A 14654-nucleotide genomic window follows, 5' to 3' on the forward strand; every position below is an offset into this window, starting at 1 on the left:
CCTTCTGTGTGTGTTTGGATTTCAGGGCGTGTAGAAAAGGGTGGCTATGGTGTCTCTTTTTGGCAACATGGATCGTGGAAGGGTTTTAATAACAAAATAATATAGTGAAAATGAATGAAACCCTATTCGGGAACGGTTCGGTCTTACTGAGGTCATCGTTGGACGTTCCTTGGTAGATACGCCGTGAAACAGTGTTGCATTCGTTCAGGACCCGCCCTCGGTGTCATCTGGAATCTGTCCTGCGATATTCGCGAGTGCATGGTGTGTCGAATTCAGTCTGAACTGCCGGAATGTCTGCCGCATGGTCGTACGGGCTGTTGAGGCACCGTGGCCAGAAAGTCTCATGTTTCCCCCGTCAATCGTTCCGATGACGGAAAATGCAGCGGACTGGATTTGAAAAACCTCTTGCTATTTCGTGAAATTTCCTCAGGACGCCATGTCTGGGTTCATAAGTTTCGTTTGGAGTCCCTAAAGTGTGACATTTGTGCACTGGAAATCATATGATACATTTTGAGGAAGGAATAATTCTAGACACATTTTAAAACATTCCTAATCTGCGCTGAACACCGGATCTGATTAGGACTGCCTGAATGCGCCTCAAGTCACTTCTTCTCGCTACCACCATCGTTACGGTTCTGCATCCAGCACATCAGGCCTCTGCTGCCGTGCATAAATCGACCAGGGTCACAACACCTGCGAAGGGAACGGTCAAAACTACAGGGAAGAAAACTGTCGTTCGTCAGGCTGCCGCTGCGCCGCGTCGTGCCCATGCGGTTGATAGCAACAGCAATGAGCAGATGATCGTGACGGGTACGCATGCCTTTAACCGCCGCGCACGCGATTCCACGAGCCCGATCAGTGTTCTTACGGCGGCAACACTGCGCCGTTCCGGTCAGATGAATCTTGCGGATGCCATTGTCCGTACGGATCCGTCGATTACGGTCAACGCTGTGGGAGCCGATGCCGGTGCGCTGACCTCTTCGATCCGTATGCGTGGTCTGAACCCGAACGAAGTTCTGGTTCTCGTGGATGGAAAGCGGCGTCATACGACAGCCAACATCTATGCGGATGCTGGTCCGCAGCAGGGGTCAACGCCGGTCGATCTCAACATGATCCCGGCTTCCGCAATCGATCATATTGAAATCCTGCGTGATGGCGCGGCTGCCATGTATGGTTCGGACGCTATTGCGGGCGTTGTGAACATCATTCTGAAAAAGACACCGCATGGTTTGAACATGACCGCCCAGACGGGCGCGAACGCCTATAACGGCGATGGCTGGCAGTATCAGCTTGGCGCAGATGGCGGCTTCGGTTTCCTGGGTGATGGCTATGTCCATATCAGCGGACAGATGTACCACACCGACCATATGGTCCCGAACACGACGGATGTGCGAACTGTTCCGGGGAATCCTGAATACAAGGGCTATACGGTTCCGCATGATTCCAACAAGATCCTGAGTACGCCGGAAGAAACCCGCGAAAACCTCAGCATTGAATTCGGCAAGACGCTGACGGAAGGTGTGAAGGGCTATGGCCTCATCACCTATGCTCATCGTCATTCCGAGGCCTACGAAAACTATCGTATGCCGTCTGTGGCTCCGACGCTGTATCCGTATGGATTTTCACCGCTCGAAACCATCGAAGAGAACGACTATGCCGCAACTCTGGGTCTCAAGGGCGACAATTTCCTTGGCTTCTCATGGGATCTGAGTTCCACGTACGGTGCGGATGAAGATGATGTCGGGAACAAGAACACTGCCAACCCGAACCTGATCAAAGAGACAGGAACATCGCCGACGACGGTCCGCGCTGAAACGTATCGTTTGTCCCAGTGGACGAACAACCTCGATTTCCGTCGGCAGTTGAAGATTGCCGACCTCGTTCCGGTTACGGTTGCTTTTGGTGGCGAGCATCGTCTTGAGACCTATCAGATCTGGCCGGGTGAAATCGCGTCCTACACGCAGGGTGGTACGCAGGGTTATGCTGGTCTGATGCCAGAGAACTCCGGTAAATGGAGCCGTGACGTCTGGGCTGCTTATCTCGACGGTGACTTCCATCCGCTCAAGCACTGGGATCTCGATTTCGCTGGCCGTTTCGAGCATTACACGGACGTTGGCAATACCGAGAACGGCAAGGTTTCCACACGGTATGACATCACGAAGCGCATTGCCGTTCGTGCTACGATCAGCAACGGTTTCCGTGCTCCGACCCTGCCGGAAGAAAACTTCAGCTCCCTGAATGTGTCGCCGACGGGCGCATCCGGTCTGTTGTCCACATCCAGTGCTGCTGGCAAGAGCCTTGGCGCCCAGCATCTGAAGCCTGAGCGGTCCACGAGTGCTGAGGGTGGCATCATTCTTGAGCCGGTTGATGGCTGGCACATCTCGGCGGACGTCTATCAGATCAATATCCGTGACCGCATTTCCGGTGCAGGGTCTGTCTATGGTGACTCTGCCATCTCGGCGATTGCCATGACGGGTGCAACACTGCCAACCGGCATTACGACTGCTGACGTGTCTGCCAATTACTTTGCCAATGTGGGCAGCACGCGCACACAGGGCCTCGATATCCAGTCCGATTACCTGCTGCATATGCATCAGTATGGGAACCTGGATCTGACCATGGCACTCAACCTGAACCGCACCCGTGTCAATCACATCAACACGAACTCTCAGGGTAATCCCTACCTTAATGAGCAGAGCATTGCGTATCTGACGTCTACATCTCCGCGCAGCAAAATTATCCTGAATGCGTACTGGACGATCGGTAAGTGGGATGTGAACGTGCGTCAGACCCGTTACGGCGAGACCACGTCTATGCTGACCTATCAGGATCAGACGCCTGCAAGCCTGACCTGCAAGGGGCAGAGCCTTCAGTATTCCAATGTCTGCTGGGGACAGTTCAAGAATACACCGGTCTGGCTGACGGATCTTGAGGTTGGGTACCGCCTCAACCACATGTGGCACTTCGCCGTGGGTGCCAATAACATCTTCAATCAGCGTCCACGTCGCTTGAGCAAGTACCTCAACTATCTTGGGGCCAACATGTACGATACGGATTCTTCCGGTATCGGTATCGCTGGCGGCTACTACTATGGCCGTATCAACGCCACGTTCTGATCCTTCCGCAGGATACAGATGAAGCAGACACGCCCAGAGATGCCGGCTTTACGGTGTCTCTGGGCTGTTTCGTATATTGTTGTTGAACTGGTACAATCTGGGCCATACTGCCCGCCAGTCTGCTGATACCCAACGAGGATATGCCGTTCGTGAAGCTCGTCACCGCCATAATCAAACCCTTCAAGCTTGACGATGTCCGGGAGGCGCTGACGCCGCTGGGCGTGCAAGGCCTGACTGTCACGGAAGTCAAAGGCTTTGGCCGTCAGAAAGGCCAAACGGAAATCTATCGTGGGGCCGAGTACCACGTCAGTTTCCTGCCGAAGCTCAAGATCGAAATTGCGGTCGCGGATTCTGTCGTGGAAGACGTGATCGAAGCGATCATGACGGCGGCCCGGACGGGCAAGATCGGTGACGGCAAGATCATGGTCTCGAACCTCGATCAGCTCATTCGTATCCGTACGGGAGAGACCGGGGAGGGCGCTCTGTGATGAAAGGCTCCTGTCTTTCTGTCATGGCAGCGGCGATTTTGCTACCTGCCTCTGCAATGGCTGCGGACGCACCGGCGGCGATTGATACGGGCGATACAGCCTGGATGCTGATCAGCACCGCCCTCGTGCTGATGATGACCGTTCCGGGTCTGGCGCTGTTCTATGGCGGCATGGTGCGCAAGAAGAACGTGCTTGCCACGCTGATCCAGTCTTTTGCCATCTGCTGCATTGCCAGCTTGGTCTGGATGGTTGCGGGTTACAGTCTGGCCTTTTCGAACGGTACGCCATGGATCGGTGATCTCTCCCGCGCGCTCCTGAATGGTGTGGCAGCCAACTTCCATAATGGTGTGGATTCCGCATTTACGCTGGGCGCGGGTACGGCAGCTGCTGTGCCGATGACGATCCCCGAGAGCGTCTACATGATGTTCCAGATGACGTTTGCCGTCATCACCCCTGCGCTGATTACGGGTGCTTACGCAGAGCGCATGAAGTTCTCGTCGATGTGCGTTTTCACCATTCTGTGGCTACTCGTGGTTTACGCGCCGATTGCTCACTGGGTCTGGAGCCCGACGGGCTGGGTCGCAGGTCTGGGGGCTGTGGACTTTGCCGGTGGAACGGTCGTGCATATCAATTCCGGTGTGGCCGGTCTGGTTTGTGCTTATGTTCTGGGCAAGCGTCGCGGTATTGGCACGGATGACATGTCTCCGTTCAACCTGACTTACGCCATTATCGGTGCGTCCCTGCTCTGGGTTGGCTGGTTTGGCTTCAATGCCGGGTCTGCTCTGGGTGCCAACGGGCGTGCTGGCATGGCCATGCTGACGACGCAGCTTGCGGCCGCTGCAGGTGGGGTGGCGTGGATGATCGTTGAATGGGCGCGGACCGGCAAGCCAACGGCACTCGGCATCATTTCCGGTGTTGTGGCGGGTCTGGTGGCCATTACGCCGGCTGCCGGTTTCGTTCTTCCGGGCGGGGCGGTCGTAATTGGCCTGATCGCGGGTGCGGTCTGCTTCTGGAGTGCGACCTGGCTCAAGCATGCACTGGGCTATGATGACAGTCTTGATGCTTTCGGCGTTCACGGAACGGGCGGTATTATCGGTGCTCTGCTGACGGGTGTTCTGGCTTACGGTCCGTTGTCTGCAACGGATGCCAATCCAAAAGGAACGGTTGGCAGTCTGTCAGAGTTGCTGGCTCAGGCCGAAGCTGTCTGCGTGACGATTGTCTGGTGTGTCATCATGACGTTTGTGATTCTGAAGATTCTGGATCGGGTCATGGGTCTGCGCGTTTCTGCGGAAGAGGAGCTTGAAGGCCTCGATACGACAATGCATGGTGAGCGCATCAACTGATGCCGTAGTCACTGGCGTTTTCGGGCCGGGAGGCTGCGACCTTCCGGTTGACAGACAAGGATGTTTTTCATGGTTTCCAACCGTTTGCTGTCCCGCCTTTCCCTCGCCGCTGTTCTGGCGGCGGGGCTCGCCACTGTTCCTGCTCACGCCATGACGGCAAAGGAATGTCACGCCGCTTTCCAGTCAGCCAAGAAGGGCGGCACGCTGAATGGCCAGAGCTACAAGGCCTTCAAGGCCGCAAACTGTGGTACGGAAACACCTGATGCTGCTTCTGCCGCTGCGGCCCCGGCGGCAGCTACAGCACCGACGACGACTGTTCCCGTTACGACGGGTAAGGCCAACCCGCCTGACTCATCCGTAGCCGGTACAAAGGCTCCGATTGCGTCCAAGAGCGCACCGGTTACGTCTGGCAACGTCGTGTTCCCGAGTGCCGTTTCTTCCCAGTATTCCAGCCTGTCAGCTGGCAAGGCTCGGATGAAGACCTGCGTTGCCCAGTATAATGCGAACAAGGCCAATGGTGGGAATGGCAACCTGAAGTGGATCCAGAAGGGCGGCGGTTACTGGTCCCAGTGCAACAGCCGTCTGAAGGGCGAATAATCTTCGTCCTCCCGGATTGCAGAAGCCTCCGTTTCCAGTTGGAACGGGGGCTTTTTTTATGGCGGTTTATTTGTGAAGGGGGGTGGTGCAAAACCGGTTGCGCCACACCGGCCCATGCCTGACAAACGTTCTGTAATAAGCGTTATGAGACAGGTAATGACCTTGACGGCGTTGGATCGGAACGTCTGGCCTGGCGTGTACAGATGGCTTGCCTTCATGAAGTGGTTGGCCCTGTTTATGATAGTGGGGGCATTATCGAATGCCTTATCGTTTGCGGGAGACGGTTCCGACTGTGTCACGGCTCCGATCGTGCTGCCCTTGCTGGGGGGGGAAGGCGACGCGCCTCTGATCCCGGTCACGGTCAATGGCAAACGCGCGGCGATGTATGTCAGCCCGTCATTTGACAGCATCTATGTGAGGAATGCGCAGGGAATTACATTTCCTGACGGGGGCGAGCCCACCACCGTCCTCATGAATGGTACCTACAGGGAGCAGGCGTCACGCTCGCGGATTGATAAGCTTGTTCTTGATGAGACGCCTCTGAAAAACGTGGATGTCATTCGCCTCGACACGCCGAGTACCCAGGTCGTGGATGGGAGGCCCGTTGTGGGCGTTCTGAGACGAACCGCGTTGTCCAGCCTTGCCATTCTGCTTGATATTCCGGAGCGTCAGTTTGCTTATCTTGATTTCAGCAACAAGGAAGTCTGCAAAGGGACGATTGACGGATTTCTGGGAAAAGACAGTCATTCCGCTGAGATGGAAGATGACTTTACGGTTCACATCCGTATCGAGACCAGAAAGAAGCGCGTCAGTTTCGACCCGGATCTGACATACACGACGTTTCCCTCATTCTGGATGTCGTCCCTGAAAGACAATTTGCAGGTCTTGGAGACCCAGAAGAAATTTACCCATTACGATCGCTTCATGAGCGTTGGGCAGGCTGCACAGGTCAGGAACCTTTTTATGGGAGGCGTGCCGATCAGGGACGAGAAAGTGCTGTTTCAGGACGAGGTTGATATTGGCAACCTTGGACTACCCTTTTTCGCTGACAAGGTCATTCTCTGGAGCCTTGGTCGAAACCGGCTGTATTTCGTGCAGCCGGCACATATCAAACCCATGCCTAAAGGACAGTCCCTGCATTTTTTTGCGACCCATTCCGGCAGCGTTGCCGTTCGCGACGGGTCTGGGACTGTGCAGTAGGGCGGCCTTCAGTCCATCGGGAAAGGAGGCTGGCCGTTTGATGCCGTCACACCGCCATCAACCGGCATGATGAGGCCCGTGATATAGGCGGCATCGTCGCTGGCAAGGAATGTGATGGCTGCCGCCATGTCTTCCGGTTCTCCAAGGCGCTGGAGTGGAATGCGGTCTTCAACACTTTTGACAAAAGCCTGGTCCTTGACGGCGTCTGCCGTCATGGCAGTGCGGGTGACGGCTGGACAGATCGCGTTAATACGCACACCGTCTTTCCCATGGTCCATCGCCAGAACGCGTGTCAGATTAACAACGCCACCCTTGGCGACATCATAATAGGCCGTGTTCCAGTCGCCTCTCATTCCGGAAACCGAAGCCGTGTTGACGATGTTGCCTTGGCTCTCGATGAGCATGGGCAGGAAGGTCCGGCTCATATTCAAGGTGCCGGTCAATGTTGTGGCGCAGACCGTCTGCCAGGCAGAAAGATCACCATCCAGGACAGTCCCCATGGTGGTGACACCTGCGTTGTTCACCAGAATATCCAGTGTTCCAAAGGTCTGCTTCGTGAAAGCAAGAAGTGCGTCGACCTGATCGGGTTGTGAGATGTCCGTCAGGGAAGCCTTGGCTTTTGTCGGATCAAGGGATGTCATGACATGATTCAGTTTGTCTTCATCCCGATCGACCAGAAGAACATGGGCGCCTTCTTCAAGAAAACGAAGAACTGTTGCATGCCCGATTCCGGACGCTGCGCCCGTCACGAGGACCTTGCGGCCAGTGAACCGTGATAATCCGTGAAGCGTCATCAATCATGTCCTTTTGTTGCAAGGATATTAAGATGTCAGTGATGGTATGGTTGCTTGAATAAGGGACATGGGGATGAGCGATCTCGCAAAGCTGAAGAATGTGGGCAAGGCGGCTCTGGCCGATTTTGCAGTTCTTGGAGTCACCTCAACGGCGCAACTGGCTGCGTGCGATCCGGATGATCTCTATTTGAAACTCTGCGCGCTGACAGGACAAACGCATGATCCCTGCGTCCACGATGTGTTTGCTGCGACCATTCATCAGGCCCGGACCGGAGAAGCCCTGAACTGGTGGGCTTTCACACCTGCCCGGAAGGAGCGCATGAAAGCCGGGACGTTTTGTAAAGTTTAACGAATGAAAACCTGGCTCGTCGCGTAGGACAGCCAGATGTCATGCTTGGCGAACCAGTCTGATCCCAGAAGCATATCTGTCTGATCGTGGACCGGGGCTACGGTCAGCACCGGGTTGGCCCAGACCGTACCGCCCATGGAAAAGCGTTTGAAGCGATGCCAGTGGTAGCGGCGCTCATGCAGATCCACCCCGGCTGTCGTACCGCCGGGATCCAGCGCCAGAAGTTCATCTGTCAGACCTAGCCGATAGGCGAAATCGGTACTGACGATATGCGAGCGTGCACCACTATCCAGCAAGGCGGTTCCGCGGGTACCATCCAGCGTGAACGTAACCATCATGCGTCCGTCAATGACGCGGGCAGGTACCGTGCTCCATTTGCCTTTCCATGAGGGTAAAAGCTGGCAGTCTGGAGAACCGGGCAGGATTTTCCAGAACACGAGGCGCTGGTGAGGCGCGTCGAATTCCAGATCATAACCATCCAGCACATCCGCTCCCAACAGTCCCAGAATGGGTGGATGAATCATGGGCGAACCGGGCAAGGACCCGACCGGGATGGAGCCTGCTCCCAACGATAGCCGCCCGAGGCGCAGATCGGTGATGCGAATGTTGGGAACAAGCCGGGGGGCGCCGTTCGGTCCCTGCATGACGGTATGACGATCCGGGTCCTGCGGCAGATGAAGGACGGTAATCCCCTGAGGCGTCATCAGGCTGCCTTGTGAGCCGGTATCCACAATCATGGACGCAGCCTGTCCATTGATCTGGACGGGAACGCTCAGATAACCGCCATCGTCGCGCAGGGGCAGGACTGTGGCCTGTTCCATACGACAGGCATTTGCTTCAGCCCGTCCGGTCAGAGCCAGCAGGGCCGTCAGTACGCCCCCGATCAGTCGTTTCATTTCTGCTCCGCCCGTGGATGTGCCTTGCGCCAGACGTCCATCAGGTGCTTCTCGTCTACGAGTGTATAGGCCTGAGTGGTGGAAAGACTGGCGTGACCCATGAGTTCCTGAATGGCTCGCAGATCAGCACCACCTTCCATCAGATGAGTGGCAAAGGAGTGGCGCAATGCATGAGGGGTGGCGGAATCCGGTAATCCTTCCCCTTTGCGCCACTCCCGCATGGCGCGCTGCGCCACGCCGGGGTTCAGCCGGCCACCGCGCGTGCCGCAGAACAGCGGTGCATCGGGCGAGGGAGACGGATGGGCGGCTTTCCACGTTTCCAATGCTTCGCGCACAGCGGGAAGGAGAGGAACGAGGCGTTCTTTCCCACCCTTACCTAACACCCGAAGCATATTCTCGCCCGCGTTTGAAAGATCTCGTATGTCCAGCGCGAGAGCTTCGCCAATTCGTAATCCGGTGCCGTAGAGCAGCGTGAAGAGCGCCTTGTCCCGGAGCGCGGCAGCGCTGGTATAGGCGTCGTCGGAAATGCCCTCTGGGGCGGCGAGCGCCTGTTCTTGCCCAAGAGGGCGGGGAAGACGTTTTTTCAGGCGAGGGGTGGCCAGAAGTCCGGGAGCGGGATTCGACACATCAAACCGGACGGCCAGATACCGGTAAAACGATCGTAAAGCAGATACGCGGCGCGCTCTGGAGCGCGCCCGGGAGTCTGCGTTGGTGGCGCGGCGTGTGGGCTTTTCGCTGCGGGCGGTTTCATGGGCCAGCCACGCGCGCAGGTCGGCCAGGGACAGTTTTGCAAGGGATGTCAGATCAACGTCCCCGCCCAGATGCTGCTCGAAAAAGGCCAGTGCCAGAACAATATCGTGGCGGTAAGCCTCGACCGTTCGCAGGCTGGACCGCCGCTCATGGGTCAGCCATTCGGTCCAGTCGCGCAATGCGTCATGGGCCATCATGGCATTTCGGGCTCAGGGAGGTTAGACACAGGCATGGCATCCAGCAGCCTACCCAAGCCTGACCTCTGGCGAAAGCCACCCTCCGCCGGAACACGCGTTTCGGTGCTCGTTCCGCTGCCTTTTCCGGGGCCGCTGGATTATCTGGCGCCAATGCCGCTTCAGCCGGGCGATCTTGTCGCGGTTCCCTTGGGAAAGCGGGACACGGTGGGGTGCGTCTGGGATACGGCCAGTACGGTTTCCGCTGATTTTGCTACGGCACCGGGGCGCGAAGTTCCGCTGTCCCGTTTGCGTCCCGTTGTCGAAAAGCTGGATGTGCGTCCCTTGCCGGGGAGTCTGCGCCGGTTCATCGACTGGGTAGCAGCCTATACCCTGACGCCGCCCGGGCTGGTTCTGGCCATGGCAACCCGCATTCATCTGAAGGACGCACCAAAGCCTTCGCTTGGCTGGGTCCGTACGGATCAGCCCGAAGATGGCCTGCGCGTCACACCGGCCCGTCGGGCCGTTCTTGATGTGGCGTCCAGCACGCCGATGACGACCTCCGATCTTGCCGCAGCCAGCGGTGCCAGTTCTGCCGTTATCCGAGGTCTTGCGGCCGCTGGTCTTCTGCGGGAAGCAGTCATTTCCGTAGCGGCACCTTTCGCTACCCCTGATCCAGGCCACGGAGCGCCGAAACTTTCCGAGGAGCAGGCGGATGTCGCACAGCAGCTTTGCCGGCTCGTAAAAGACCATCGCTTTGATGTCACGCTTCTGGAAGGCGTGACGGGCTCGGGCAAAACGGAAGTCTATTTTGAGGCTGTGGCGGCCTGCCTGGCAGAAGGAAAGCAGGTTCTGGTCCTGTTGCCGGAAATTGCACTTTCCGCCCAGTGGACGGATCGGTTCATCCGCCGCTTTGGTGCTGAACCTGCCGTTTGGCATTCCGATCTCGGGGCCAAGCGTAGGCGTGAGACGTGGCGCGCTGTTGCTGATGGAACGGCGCGTGTTGTGGTCGGCGCACGATCTGCACTGTTCCTGCCGTTTGAAGATCTGGGCCTCGTCGTGGTGGACGAGGAGCATGAAAGTGCCTTCAAGCAGGAAGAGGGCGTCATGTATCATGGGCGGGATATGGCTGTGGTCCGCGCCCGGCTCGCCCATGCCCCCGCCATTCTCGTTTCCGCCACGCCCTCGCTGGAGACGCTGGCGAACGTGGAAGGGGGGCGCTATCGCCATGAGCTTTTGACGGCTCGTCATGGTGGGGCGACGATGCCGGATGTGTCTCTCGTCGATATGCGGTCTGACCCGCCGGAGCGGGGACTGTTCCTGTCTCCGGTGCTTTGCAATGCCATTGATGAGACGCTGAAGAACGGGGAGCAGGCGATGCTGTTCCTCAATCGCCGCGGCTATGCGCCGTTAACGCTCTGTCGTGCGTGCGGGCATCGGATGCAGTGCCCCAACTGCTCGACCTGGCTCGTGGAACATCGGGCGCGCGGTATCCTGACCTGTCATCATTGCGGCCATACCGAGAGTATTCCGTCAGACTGTCCGCAATGCCATGCGGAACACTCGCTGGTGCCGATCGGACCGGGGATCGAGCGTATTACGGAAGAGGCAAAGCTCCGCTTCCCTGATGCGAAGATCCTGGTCATGTCTTCGGATACGCTTGGGTCTCCAGCTGCAACAGCGGAGGCTGTGAGGAAGATTACGGATGGTGAGGTCAATCTTATCATCGGAACGCAGATTGTCGCCAAGGGCTGGCACTTCCCCAAGCTGACGTTAGTGGGGGTTGTGGATGCGGATCTGGGGCTCGGCGGCGGAGATCTGCGGGCAGCGGAACGTACGGTTCAACTTCTGCATCAGGTGGCAGGGCGTGCCGGGCGTGCTGAACGTCCGGGCCGGGTGCTGCTTCAGAGTTATGTGGGTGAACATCCGGTCATGACCGCGCTCGTCTCCAACGATTTTCAGACATTCATGGAGCAGGAAGCGGAGCAGAGACGTCCGTCTTTCTGGCCGCCCTATGGGCGCCTGGCTGCGTTGATTGTCAGTGCGGCGACAGCGGATGCAGCGGATGCACTCGCCAAGGAAATCGCTTTTGCGGCTCCAGAGCGGGAAGGGGTTCAGGTTCTTGGCCCCGCTCCTGCGCCGCTGGCGGTTCTCAGAGGGAGGCATCGACGGCGGCTCTTGCTGCGGACAATGCGGGGAATTGCGGTGCAGCCGATCCTGCGGGACTGGTTGAAAGACATCAAGCCCAAAGGAAGTGCCAAGATCGACGTCGATATCGATCCGATCTCGTTTCTCTGAGGCGGTGATCGCTGCAATGGGAAATTATGACAAAAAAAGTCTGGGTACTTGTTTTTGTTAAGAATGACTCGCATTAGCATCAAATTCTTACTTTCTGAGATGCGAGTCAAATGAGCCTTACAACAGCCGGCCTTGGTCGAGGTGCGTTTCGTTGCACCCAGCCAATGGCGTTGATGATCGTTTCCCAGTTGCTGCTGTCGTCCTCTGCCAGTGCAGGCTCTGTGGTGGAAAAACCGGAAAAGCAAAAAAGCTCTTCTGCAACCCATGCTCGCAAAAGCAGCCCTTCTGCTGCGGCCAAGCGCCGAAAGCAGGATATTGTCACGGTGGTTGGACAGCAGCAGGCCGTCTCTGTAAGCGCGGCCAAAATGGCCATTCCGTTTCTGGAAAATCCTCAGATCATTTCCGTCGTTTCCCGCAAACTGATGGATGAGCAGAATGTCATCCGCCTGTCGGATGCACTGCAAAATGTGGCAGGCGTCTCGCATGCAGACAGCTACGGCCTGTATGACAGCATTCGCGTGCGTGGCTTCAGTACATCCGGCATGACCTATCTTGATGGCATGAAAACCATCGACAGCCTTTCCATGAACGAGACTGTGGGCCTGTCCTGCATGGAAGTCATCAAAGGGCCGGCGTCGGGTCTGTTTGGGCAGGGACCACTGTCCGGCATGGTCAACATGGTCAGCAAGAGGCCGACAGACAGTAATTTTGCCAACTTCACAGCTCAGGGCGGATCGTGGTCCTATTATGAAGGGCGCGCGGATATCAACAGGAAGCTGACATCCAACGGGATGATCACAGCCCGGGTCAATGCCGTCTATCGAAAGCAGGATTACTTCGTCCGTGCCTCGGATATGGAGACGCTTTATATCGCGCCATCCATTTCAATTCGCCCGACAGATCATACCGACCTGACACTGCTGTTTCGCTATAACCGGACGAGTGGCCACCCTTATACGGCGATCCCTGCATACGGGACGGTTCTGCCGTCTCCCTGGGGGAAACTGCCCAGGGATTTTGCCATCAACGATGTTGAAAACCCTGCCCAGCAGCGACAGACCTATGTTCATCTGGGCTACATGTTCGATCACAAGTTCAATGAAAACATCGGTTTCCATCAAGGGTTTCGGTATCAGGTCTACCGTCAGACCTATAATAGGTGGCTGTTTGCAACGACGGGATTTTCGAACGATCTCTCAGAAGTCGGCCGGTATTACTATGGGCCATATAATAATCACGGAACTGATCTCAGGATTGATACGAACGTTAATTTTAAATTCCATACAACACGCCTGATCTCGCACTACGTTCTGGTCGGAACAGACTATGGTCAGAATGGAACCAACTCCACCACCGGCTTTGCAACCACCACAAATCTCAATCTCGCCAATCCGGTTTATGGGGATGTTCCCGACTATGCGAGCAGTGGTGTCATTTCCAAAACACGGCAGGACCAGTTCGGAGCCTACGTTCAGGACCATATGAAGATCGGCCGTCAGGTTGCGGTGACATTTGGTGTGCGCTGGGATCGGGCGACCAGTGGTCGTGGTGGGGACAATCCCCCGACAACGGCTTTCAGTCCGCGCGCAGGCATTACCTGGGCCTTTACGGACTGGATGTCTGCGTATTTCAACTGGTCCAAGGCTTTCCTGCCAACGACGTCTGTTGATTATCAGCAGAAGATCCTGCCTCCACAGAGAGGAACGGATTACGAGGTTGGCCTCAAAGCACAGACCCGAAACGGTGTGCTGACGGGTATGGCTACCCTTTTCGATCTGGCGCGGACAAATGTCGCGACAACAGATCCACTTCATCCGCTCTATTCAATTGCTCAGGGCGAACAGACGAGCAGAGGGTTTGAACTGGAAGGCAATCTCAGAATTCTTCCAACCTGGACTGCCAACATTGCCTATACTTATCTCGATACCAAAATTACCAAAGACAACCGGCTCCTGCCGAACGGCGGAACTCTGTGGCTTTCGGGCGTTCCGCACCATATTTTCAATGTCTGGACAAAGTATTCCATCCCTTCAGGGATGCTAAAGGGGCTTGGTATTGGGGCAGGTGTTCATTTTGAAGGGGCCAGCCCTGCTGACAATTATACGCCACGCGATCCCATTTACGGCCTGACGTACAAAACGTCTGTCTATGCTCTGGTCAATTTGGCTGCGTATTATGAAAGAGGGTCCTGGAGCGCTCAGGTCAACGTGCAGAATGCGGCCGACAGGCGATACTTCCCGTCTGCCTCTCTAAGCCGCACGGTGGTCGGAACCCCACGAACAGTCATAGGTGGTCTGACAAAGCGATTCTGAAGAGGGTTCTGGCCAGAGATCCGGATTGGAGTCTGGCCAGAGAAAGGGTCAGCCTTTCCGGTTACGGAAGAACTGGATGGTCGCGGCAACGACGGAAATAACAGCGAGAGCCTGCTGGAAATAGGGGCGAAAACGCTTCGGGCCGATGGTCGCCATGGCCGTCATGCCTGCAAGGCCGATTTCGCGAGCACGACCGGCATGCTTGCAACAGGCTTTGACTTTGCTGCAGCAGCCCTTTTTGGCGGGTACCTGTTCAACGGGAACGGTTTTGGTCTTCATGAAAATCCTCCTGAATAGAGTGAATCAGGGATTGAACGCTGACAAATACAAGAGGTTGT

Annotated in this window: 13 protein-coding genes; 8 read left to right on the forward strand and 5 right to left on the reverse strand. The window is 56.6% G+C overall.

What is annotated here, in order from left to right; genetic code table 11:
* Nucleotides 1–204: 204 nt before the first annotated feature.
* Nucleotides 205–345, reverse strand: a complete 141-nt coding sequence (locus B7444_RS16605; protein WP_155830630.1) for a hypothetical protein — start codon at nucleotides 343–345, stop codon at nucleotides 205–207.
* Between the two features lie 245 nt (nucleotides 346–590).
* On the opposite strand from B7444_RS16605, the gene B7444_RS08970 reads away from it, so the two are divergent.
* The 5 genes from B7444_RS08970 (at nucleotide 591) to B7444_RS08990 (ending at nucleotide 6744) form a co-directional block, all read left to right on the forward strand.
* Nucleotides 591–3116 (forward strand): TonB-dependent receptor plug domain-containing protein, encoded by a 2526-nt coding sequence (locus B7444_RS08970; protein ID WP_007281628.1) that lies wholly within the window; start codon nucleotides 591–593, stop codon nucleotides 3114–3116.
* 149 nt (nucleotides 3117–3265) lie between these two features.
* Nucleotides 3266–3604, forward strand: coding sequence for a P-II family nitrogen regulator (locus B7444_RS08975; protein WP_029495718.1), 339 nt, complete (start codon nucleotides 3266–3268; stop codon nucleotides 3602–3604).
* Nucleotides 3604–4947: an ammonium transporter gene (locus B7444_RS08980; protein WP_007281626.1), complete on the forward strand. Its 1344-nt coding sequence runs from the start codon at nucleotides 3604–3606 to the stop codon at nucleotides 4945–4947. The genes B7444_RS08975 and B7444_RS08980 overlap by 1 nt, the downstream gene beginning before the upstream one ends.
* 60 nt (nucleotides 4948–5007) lie before the next feature.
* Nucleotides 5008–5544 carry a hypothetical protein gene (locus tag B7444_RS08985; protein WP_007281625.1) on the forward strand — a complete coding sequence of 179 codons (537 nt, stop codon included), beginning with the start codon at nucleotides 5008–5010 and terminating at the stop codon, nucleotides 5542–5544.
* A 156-nt stretch (nucleotides 5545–5700) separates the two neighbouring features.
* Complete coding sequence (locus B7444_RS08990) at nucleotides 5701–6744, forward strand: hypothetical protein (RefSeq protein WP_231502816.1); 1044 nt, start codon at nucleotides 5701–5703, stop codon at nucleotides 6742–6744.
* Nucleotides 6745–6752: 8 nt separating this feature from the next.
* On the opposite strand, the gene B7444_RS08995 is transcribed toward B7444_RS08990, so the two are convergent.
* Entirely contained in the window at nucleotides 6753–7538 is a 786-nt protein-coding gene (locus B7444_RS08995; RefSeq protein ID WP_007281623.1) for a meso-2,3-butanediol dehydrogenase, read from the reverse strand.
* Between the two features lie 73 nt (nucleotides 7539–7611).
* On the opposite strand from B7444_RS08995, the gene B7444_RS09000 reads away from it, so the two are divergent.
* Complete coding sequence (locus B7444_RS09000) at nucleotides 7612–7887, forward strand: helix-hairpin-helix domain-containing protein (protein ID WP_016737857.1); 276 nt, start codon at nucleotides 7612–7614, stop codon at nucleotides 7885–7887.
* Here B7444_RS09000 and B7444_RS09005 read toward each other — a convergent pair.
* Both B7444_RS09005 and B7444_RS09010 read right to left on the reverse strand, forming a co-directional pair.
* Nucleotides 7884–8783, reverse strand: a complete 900-nt coding sequence (locus B7444_RS09005; protein WP_007281621.1) for a retroviral-like aspartic protease family protein — start codon at nucleotides 8781–8783, stop codon at nucleotides 7884–7886. The genes B7444_RS09000 and B7444_RS09005 overlap by 4 nt on opposite strands.
* Nucleotides 8780–9730, reverse strand: a complete 951-nt coding sequence (locus B7444_RS09010; RefSeq protein ID WP_007281620.1) for a tyrosine recombinase XerC — start codon at nucleotides 9728–9730, stop codon at nucleotides 8780–8782. The genes B7444_RS09005 and B7444_RS09010 overlap by 4 nt, the downstream gene beginning before the upstream one ends.
* Nucleotides 9731–9763: 33 nt before the next feature.
* On the opposite strand from B7444_RS09010, the gene B7444_RS09015 reads away from it, so the two are divergent.
* Nucleotides 9764–12004 carry a primosomal protein N' gene (locus tag B7444_RS09015; protein WP_035729400.1) on the forward strand — a complete coding sequence of 747 codons (2241 nt, stop codon included), beginning with the start codon at nucleotides 9764–9766 and terminating at the stop codon, nucleotides 12002–12004.
* Between the two features lie 110 nt (nucleotides 12005–12114).
* Nucleotides 12115–14316 (forward strand): TonB-dependent siderophore receptor, encoded by a 2202-nt coding sequence (locus B7444_RS09020; protein WP_231502814.1) that lies wholly within the window; start codon nucleotides 12115–12117, stop codon nucleotides 14314–14316.
* A 48-nt stretch (nucleotides 14317–14364) separates the two neighbouring features.
* On the opposite strand, the gene B7444_RS09025 is transcribed toward B7444_RS09020, so the two are convergent.
* Entirely contained in the window at nucleotides 14365–14595 is a 231-nt protein-coding gene (locus B7444_RS09025; protein WP_007281617.1) for a hypothetical protein, read from the reverse strand.
* Nucleotides 14596–14654 lie beyond the last annotated feature (59 nt).

It is taken from the genome of Gluconobacter thailandicus F149-1 = NBRC 100600 (assembly GCF_000964465.1).
Classification (GTDB): domain Bacteria; phylum Pseudomonadota; class Alphaproteobacteria; order Acetobacterales; family Acetobacteraceae; genus Gluconobacter; species Gluconobacter thailandicus.

What these genes read in the sequence shown, in the direction of transcription:
- B7444_RS16605 (WP_155830630.1), bottom strand. Translation starts at nt 345, where the DNA reads ATGAGACTTTCTGGCCACGGTGCCTCAACAGCCCGTACGACCATGCGG.
- B7444_RS08970 (WP_007281628.1), top strand. Translation starts at nt 591, where the DNA reads ATGCGCCTCAAGTCACTTCTTCTCGCTACCACCATCGTTACGGTTCTG.
- B7444_RS08980 (WP_007281626.1), top strand. Translation starts at nt 3,604, where the DNA reads ATGAAAGGCTCCTGTCTTTCTGTCATGGCAGCGGCGATTTTGCTACCT.
- B7444_RS08985 (WP_007281625.1), top strand. Translation starts at nt 5,008, where the DNA reads ATGTTTTTCATGGTTTCCAACCGTTTGCTGTCCCGCCTTTCCCTCGCC.
- B7444_RS08990 (WP_231502816.1), top strand. Translation starts at nt 5,701, where the DNA reads ATGACCTTGACGGCGTTGGATCGGAACGTCTGGCCTGGCGTGTACAGA.
- B7444_RS08995 (WP_007281623.1), bottom strand. Translation starts at nt 7,538, where the DNA reads ATGACGCTTCACGGATTATCACGGTTCACTGGCCGCAAGGTCCTCGTG.
- B7444_RS09000 (WP_016737857.1), top strand. Translation starts at nt 7,612, where the DNA reads ATGAGCGATCTCGCAAAGCTGAAGAATGTGGGCAAGGCGGCTCTGGCC.
- B7444_RS09005 (WP_007281621.1), bottom strand. Translation starts at nt 8,783, where the DNA reads ATGAAACGACTGATCGGGGGCGTACTGACGGCCCTGCTGGCTCTGACC.
- B7444_RS09010 (WP_007281620.1), bottom strand. Translation starts at nt 9,730, where the DNA reads ATGATGGCCCATGACGCATTGCGCGACTGGACCGAATGGCTGACCCAT.
- B7444_RS09015 (WP_035729400.1), top strand. Translation starts at nt 9,764, where the DNA reads ATGGCATCCAGCAGCCTACCCAAGCCTGACCTCTGGCGAAAGCCACCC.
- B7444_RS09020 (WP_231502814.1), top strand. Translation starts at nt 12,115, where the DNA reads ATGAGCCTTACAACAGCCGGCCTTGGTCGAGGTGCGTTTCGTTGCACC.
- B7444_RS09025 (WP_007281617.1), bottom strand. Translation starts at nt 14,595, where the DNA reads ATGAAGACCAAAACCGTTCCCGTTGAACAGGTACCCGCCAAAAAGGGC.